Origin of the sequence: Brochothrix sp. (assembly GCF_017549435.1) — a bacterium.
Taxonomy (GTDB): Bacteria; Bacillota; Bacilli; order Lactobacillales; family Listeriaceae; genus Brochothrix; species Brochothrix thermosphacta.
In genome coordinates this window covers 1-7,022 of sequence record NZ_JAFYUW010000143.1, presented here as the reverse complement: position 1 = coordinate 7,022, position 7,022 = coordinate 1, and the positions used below count along the sequence as shown (strand labels likewise).

Here is a 7,022-nt window from a genome sequence, read left to right as displayed (position 1 = left end):
CGATTCGTTAACTTATGGTGTGGGATCAAGTGAAGCAAACGACTATGTGACACGCCTAAAAACGCGATTGGAACGTTTAGAGACGATTGATGAGGTAACCACTTCTAATTTTGGTGTTACTGGTAATACATCTACTCAAATTCATCGACGATTAGTCGAACAAAAAGACATACAGCAAGCGGTTAAAAAGGCCGATATTGTGACCATCACAGCTGGCGGTAATGATTTAATGGCAGTTGTACGTCTTACTATGCTGCGAACAAATGCAAGTAGTTTTGAAGCAGCGTTGACGACTTACAAAAAAGAAATGAAAGCCATTTTAGATACGATTCACAAAGAGAATAACAAGGCAAAAGTCTATGTATTCGGTATCTATAATCCATTCACACAAATATTGGGTGATAATGAAGAGGCTGATGAAATACTAACAACATGGAACAACGCTTTAGCATCGATAACTAAAAAAGAGCATGCTGAGTTTGTCCCGATTGCAAGTGAATTTCATAAAGCAGGCGCAACTTTCATTTCACCAAAAGACCAATTTCATCCAAATGATGAGGGTTATGCGTTAATGGCGAAAAAACTATATGATAAAATAGAAGATAAGTAAGGGCGGAATGAACATGTCACGAGAAACAAAAACAACAAAAAAGCTTAACATTTGGAAGTGGACAACGATACTGTTATTAGCGATGATTATCATCCCGACGATTATCATTTTCATTCAAATAACGGATAGTTCAGGCTCTAAACCATTAAAAGAGCCACTGCCACAAAACACACCTAAGGTAACAATGTATTTTTCACCTGATGATCTTAATAAGGTAATTGCTGGTTATCTAAGTGCCAATACAAAAGATAGTTCACAGTATCGAGTGACTGCCGAAGGTGATAGCATTTCATTTAAAACCAATTTTGAATTTCTTAATCAAAACGTTGATCTTAAGTTAACTTTCAAACCTGAATTAGATTCAGCTGGAAATGTTATTCTTCATCAAGAGAGCATGACGTTAGGAAAAGTGAAATTACCAGTAAAATTGGTTATGAGTGCAGTTAAGAAAAATTTTGATTTCCCTAACTGGGTTCATGTTCAAAGTAACAAAAAGCAAGTCTATTTAGCGCTTGATGAAATTGAATCAAAAACTTTTCCGCGTTTAGCGATCGATTCCTTTGCATTAGACGAGGAACGTATTACAATAACATTATTACTACCAACGAAATAAATAAAGGGGGATACGCAAATGACAAAAGAACAATTAGAAGTCGCAACATTTGCAGGGGGATGTTTCTGGTGTATGGTCGAACCATTTGAATCACAACAGGGCATCAAAACGGTCGTTTCTGGTTATACAGGGGGTCACGTTGAAAATCCAACATACGAGCAAGTATGTTCACATACAACAGGGCATACAGAAGCGGTCCAAATAACATTTGATCCTACTATTTTTAGCTATGAACAATTACTGACTGTTTATTGGCAACAAACGGATCCAACAGATGCAATGGGGCAATTCGCTGACCGCGGTGATAGCTATCGCCCAGCTATTTTTTTCCATTCTCCCGAACAACAAGCAGCTGCCGAAGCATCGAAACAGGCATTGCAAGAAAGCCGTCGTTTTAGCAAAGATATCGTTACGGAAATCTTGCCAGCTGTCGCTTTCTATCCAGCAGAAGATTACCATCAAGCATTTTACAAAAAAAATCCCGTCCACTATGAACGTTCACATGAAGGTAGTGGTCGTGCAGGTTTTATTCGCGAAAATTGGGAGGGTTAATGATGGATGTTAATAAAAAAGCAGCTCGTCTAAAAGAGTTAACACCGTTGCAATTGGATGTAACTCAAAATGCCGGAACAGAAAGACCGTTTACCCATGAGTACAATGATAATCACCAAGAAGGTATCTACGTCGATATTGTTTCAGGAGAAGCATTATTCTCTTCTAGAGATCAATATGATGCGGGATGTGGTTGGCCGAGCTTTACAAAACCAATCAACCAAACAGAAGTTGCCGAACACACAGATGATACACTAGGCATGCGCCGTGTCGAAGTACGTTCAACAACTGCTGATTCACATTTAGGTCATGTTTTCCCAGATGGACCACAAAAAACAGGTGGTTTGCGTTACTGCATTAATGGTGCCGCATTAAAATTTGTTCCAGTAACAGAGCTTGCAGAAAAAGGTTATTCCGACTATATCAAGTATTTCGAGTAAAGATTGGGGCAATAGTATGGCACGAACGTTTTATCATTATTTAATGACCTATCGCGATCCATTCAAAAAAGATGATGCAACAGCGTTTGCAAATTCTGCCTATCGCGATCATGGTTTTCCTAAACAAGAAAAAAATTATCATAAAGTGAGTGACTATTTGGAAACGCAAGTTGATTATATTGACTCGCTGAGCTTGTTTGATGATTTATGGGATCAGTATCTATTAGACGAAGATAAAAATCGTCGCTAATTAAAAATTGGAGGTAGTCAAACAATGAGTATTCATATCGAAGCAAAAAAAGGTGAAATAGCAGAAACAATTTTATTACCGGGAGATCCATTACGAGCAAAATATATCGCGGATACATTTTTAGAGGACGTTGTTCAATATAATGCAGTCCGTAATATGTTTGGTTATACAGGAACTTATAAAGGTAAACGCATCTCTGTTCAAGGAACAGGTATGGGGATTCCTTCGATTTCAATCTATGCTAATGAGTTAATGATGGAATATGGCGTTAAAAATCTAATTCGTGTTGGTACAATGGGTGCTTTATCAACAGACGTACATGTACGTGATGTTGTTATTGCACAAGCTGCTTCAACAGACGCACAAATTAACCGTAACACATTCTCACATGGTGTTGACTATACGCCAATCGCAGACTTTGACTTGTTACACACTGCTTATCAAAAAGCGACGGAAGCAGGTTTAAGTGTACGTGTAGGTAATGTTTTTTCAGCAGATCGTTTTTATAATCAACAATTGGATAAACAACAATTAGCTGATTATGGTGTGTTAGGTATTGAAATGGAAGCTGCAGCTTTATATACATTAGCAGCACAATACAAATGCCGCGCGTTAGCTATATTAACAGTTAGCGATCATATCTTCTTAGATGAAGATACAACAGCTGAAGAACGTCAAACAACATTCGTTGATATGATGAAAATTGCTTTGGATACAGCAATCGAATTTTAAATAGAAGCAACAGAAAAAAGCAGCCCATTTGTGGCTGTTTTTTTTGGTTCTATATTTTAGGGTATTAGTGAGCTGTCAGTGAAGCCAATTTTTTTGCGAAATAATGAGAGACATTTTCAAATATTCTATAAAGTTGTTTGTGACATATTTATAAGTGGACTTGAACAGGTCCTTTACTACTTCTAGTAATATCTTAAATTCATCTGGAATTATAGATGGAGATATTTCTTTTTCAAAAGAGGTTCGTTAAAACAAATGGTTAAGAAGCAAATTTACATAGATAACCATATGTTGTTAGTACTCTTAAATCGTGATGATGCTGTCGTAATAGTCATCAAAATGATTGTCATGTGTCACCATAATAATTGTACAACCAGAAGCATTAATCTTTTTTAAGAGCATCATTATGGCTGTCGCGTTTTCATTATCAAGCGCAGCCACTGGTTCATCGGCAAAGAGTAAGCGTGGTTGGCGAAGTAAGCAGCGGGCAATCGCAACGCGTTGTTGTTCGCCACCACTTAAACGAAAAATTGATTCAGTTAACAGGGTGGCATCTAAATTAACGGCAATTAAGGCTGCTTTACAACGTATTTGAATTTCTTTTTTTGATAATTTTTCATACTTAAGCGCAATATTTAAATTGTCGCGTACCGTTTCATTTTCCATCAATCCGAAATTTTGTACGATAAAACTAATTTCTCTACGGTACAAGCGACTTTTTTTATACCACTGTAAGCGTGTGACATCCTTTTCATCGAAGTAGATTTTACCATTACTAGCAGGTTCAATCAGCGCTAAACAATTGAGTAAGGTTGTTTTACCAGAGCCGCTTTTTCCCTTAATTGCAACAAATTCCCCTGCTGAAATCGTTAAATTAAGCTGTTCAAACAGATAATTGTCATCAAATTGTTTAGTGAGTTTGTCCATCGTTACTTTCATAAGAGACTTCCTTTCAATAACTTGTATTTAATGCGATATAAACACACATAAAGGATTGTAAATTCGATAAAGCCGATTAGTGTAAAGAGGCCTGTGTTCACCGAACGTTGCGTAATAATTAAATTGTAAGCCGTTAATAGCAACCAAGGGCTACAACCGATCAAGAAAAGCAAGCAGTAGATACGAGTAATTGGATAACCTGCTTGTAGAAGTACCTGTGCTTTTTGGATGTTTAACAACAGATAATTGTGTATAAAAGATAACGTTAACAGCAAGTATAAACTCAGCGTGATAATAATAATGGTGAGAAATAAAGAAATTACTAAATTATGATCAGTGAAGCGCTCTTTCAAAAAAATTTGAGCCGGGATAATTTCGGGATAAGTTTTTTGTAACTGATTTTTTTCAACAATGTTTTTAATAGCGCTCATTGATGTTTGAGTGTTCCCGATAAAAAATGTATCTGCGCGACCACTAATACTATCAGCATAGGCTGATAAATTCTTATCGACATTATTTTGTGTTAATACCTTTATGAGTGGATTTTTAAGCGGACGTTGATGGGGTAAGAGAGTGAGCAGGGCTTGGTTATCGCGTATCTCAATGTAGCGGAATTTAACTTTTTGCGGCGTTGCTTTTAAACCGAAATTTTTTCCAACTTCATTATTTTGAAAATTATGTTCTTTTTCAATATAGGATTTAATTTCCGGTAATAAAGCATAGTAAGTTGTCGGAACAAGTGTAATTAATGTTTTTTCATGGTTGTTAATTTTAATTTCAGTGCCATTAATATCATATAGGGGATTTAACTTCAAGTAATCAGGCGAAATCAACAGAACATTATTTTCAAATTTTTCATGTCCAGGATTATACTCATCATCTAATAATTTATGTTCGGTATCATCCTCAAGTCGAAATAGTAACATCCCATGATTGTAGTAGTCATTGAATAAGTGGTTGGTACGTACTAAATTATCTAATTGAGCGTTATCATCCGTGGAGGACACGTCGGATAGTAAAGGTAAATAAAAGCGATGTTCAACTGCTTTGAGTGCGCGTTGCGTTTGTGCTTGTTCGACAATGAAATAATAGATTTTTTGGCCGCTGAACTGAAGTGTAAATAGTAAAAAGATACTTAAAATGATTTTGACAGCGAGTAAGAGGACGACGAGTTTTTTTTGTGGCGATTCGCCTTTTGATGAGCGTGAGTTGAGGGGATAAAAAATTAGAAAACTGGCGATTAATAAATAAGTCAGTAATAACACGGTTAAACCAAGTAATGTCGCAAATATGGCGATGTTAAAAGCAGGTTTAATAGCGTTTATAAAGTAATAGTAGCTTGCGAGACTGAAAGTAATCAATGGAATCATCAATGCATAAGGCAATTGGCGTTTGATAATGTCACTCAGTAACGTAATATGGCGATAACCGACCATAAGTTTAATGCTGTTTTGGCGATATTTAATATAATAATCGCTGACAATGATGAACATTAAAATCCCGCTTGTGATGAAGATACTAAGAAAAATTATTATTTTAGAAAAGAGCACTTGTGGATGAGATACCTCGGATTGCTTATCTAGTGCGATGTTAACGCCCGTTTTATTTGAGAGGTCTTTTATTATTACAGAAATATGAGGCGATTGTTTACTTAACTGAATAACGTAATTGCCACTTTTTAGTTCCGTATTCTTTAGGGAGGTGAGAGGGGAAAGGAGTAGTTGATTGAATTCTGAATAGACATGTTTTTTATTTGTGTACTGTTCATTACCGAAGGGTTTCAAATCGAGGCCAGCAGTGATTTTTTGTTTATGATGGTTTAACTGGGCGTATACCATCAGTTGATTCGTTATTGAACTTACTGATTCTTTGTAGATATTAAAATGATAGGTTTGACTGCTTGTTATCATTTTTGCTGTCCAATCGTTAGCAGTTTGAACATCTGCGTCATCAGCTACTGTGACGGTATAGGCACTTTCTTTTTTGATAGCGTTATATGTTTGGAATTGGTGTGTTGTTAAAAAAAGTTTTGTGGAAAAAAATAATAACAAGGCAATCGTGAAAAAACTTAAAATAAAAGCCTTTTTCATACGTAACACACCTTTCAGAGGTTATCGAGTAGCCAATACGAATTATTTGAAGAATAGCTCCAATACCAAGGCGTTTTAGCTGTTGCTGTGATTTTTGGATTTTTCCAATCAGAGCGTATACTCTTGCTATTCATCATCGAAGTTGTTCGATGTTGTTTTTTATTGTGGTCATATTCGCTTTTTTGCCTAGCTTGCCCCCAAATTGACCATTGCACCATGTACCTGAAAGTGTCGCCACCCACCTTAACGATTTTTCGAGTTAATGAATGGTTACTGCTACTATTTTTTCTGTCGTATAAGCTTGCCCAGTTTCACTTGTAGCATAGGCGGTTGTTGCGAGAGAAGTTGCGATAAAGATGACTACGATGAGGATGATTTATTTTTTTATTTATTTGAAATCCTCCTTTTCTTATGATTGTGTCAAGTATACAGTAAATAGAATCTGAGTACAATGTAAAGGGAATTAAGTGTCGATAAAAGCTTTTTTGGAACTGAAAAAGATAGAGGGAAGGAACTCTCAAGGCATTAACATAAGGTTTGGTACTCAATTTCTTGAAGGATTGGTACTCTCAAGGCATTAACATAAGGTTTGGTACTCAATTGCTATCGCAATTTCCGTCCCATACTGTCTTTGTAAGCTCATAAATTCGCACAATGTCAGCACCCATACTGTTCTCGTAAGCGGATAAATCCGCTACGATAACAGCAGTCTTAACGTTTTCTTAACACGGGGGGCTATTTTCTTAACACTATCTTTCGTTTTTCAGCGTTAAACTAAATTTATCTTAAACAAGGG

8 protein-coding genes are annotated in these 7,022 nt (G+C 36.3%); 6 read left to right on the top strand and 2 right to left on the bottom strand.

Annotated features, from left to right (window positions below; genetic code table 11):
• The 6 genes from IKV95_RS09555 to deoD all read left to right on the top strand — a co-directional run.
• Window positions 1–610 (top strand): GDSL-type esterase/lipase family protein (locus tag IKV95_RS09555; protein WP_287451726.1); only part of this gene is annotated, 610 nt, incomplete at its 5' end.
• Between the two features lie 13 nt (window positions 611–623).
• On the top strand, window positions 624–1,223 hold the full coding sequence (locus IKV95_RS09550; protein WP_029092574.1) for a YpmS family protein: 600 nt from the start codon (window positions 624–626) through the stop codon (window positions 1,221–1,223).
• 18 nt (window positions 1,224–1,241) lie between these two features.
• Window positions 1,242–1,775, top strand: a complete 534-nt coding sequence (msrA, locus tag IKV95_RS09545) for a peptide-methionine (S)-S-oxide reductase MsrA (protein WP_029092573.1) — start codon at window positions 1,242–1,244, stop codon at window positions 1,773–1,775.
• 2 nt (window positions 1,776–1,777) lie between these two features.
• Entirely contained in the window at window positions 1,778–2,215 is a 438-nt protein-coding gene (gene msrB / locus IKV95_RS09540; RefSeq protein ID WP_029092572.1) for a peptide-methionine (R)-S-oxide reductase MsrB, read from the top strand.
• A gap of 16 nt (window positions 2,216–2,231) precedes the next feature.
• A complete protein-coding gene (locus tag IKV95_RS09535) occupies window positions 2,232–2,465 on the top strand; it encodes a YozE family protein (RefSeq protein ID WP_029092571.1) in 234 nt (77 codons plus the stop codon).
• 24 nt (window positions 2,466–2,489) lie between these two features.
• Window positions 2,490–3,197, top strand: coding sequence for a purine-nucleoside phosphorylase (deoD, locus tag IKV95_RS09530; RefSeq protein WP_029092570.1), 708 nt, complete (start codon window positions 2,490–2,492; stop codon window positions 3,195–3,197).
• A gap of 303 nt (window positions 3,198–3,500) precedes the next feature.
• Here the strand turns inward: deoD and IKV95_RS09525 are convergent, their stop codons facing one another.
• Together IKV95_RS09525 and IKV95_RS09520 are read right to left on the bottom strand one after the other, a co-directional pair.
• A complete protein-coding gene (locus IKV95_RS09525; RefSeq protein WP_036027749.1) occupies window positions 3,501–4,136 on the bottom strand; it encodes an ABC transporter ATP-binding protein in 636 nt (211 codons plus the stop codon).
• The gene (locus IKV95_RS09520) at window positions 4,133–6,226 is read right to left on the bottom strand and encodes a bacteriocin-associated integral membrane family protein (RefSeq protein WP_029092569.1); all 2,094 of its coding nucleotides are present in this window, start codon (window positions 6,224–6,226) and stop codon (window positions 4,133–4,135) included. The genes IKV95_RS09525 and IKV95_RS09520 overlap by 4 nt, the downstream gene beginning before the upstream one ends.
• Window positions 6,227–7,022: the final 796 nt, after the last annotated feature.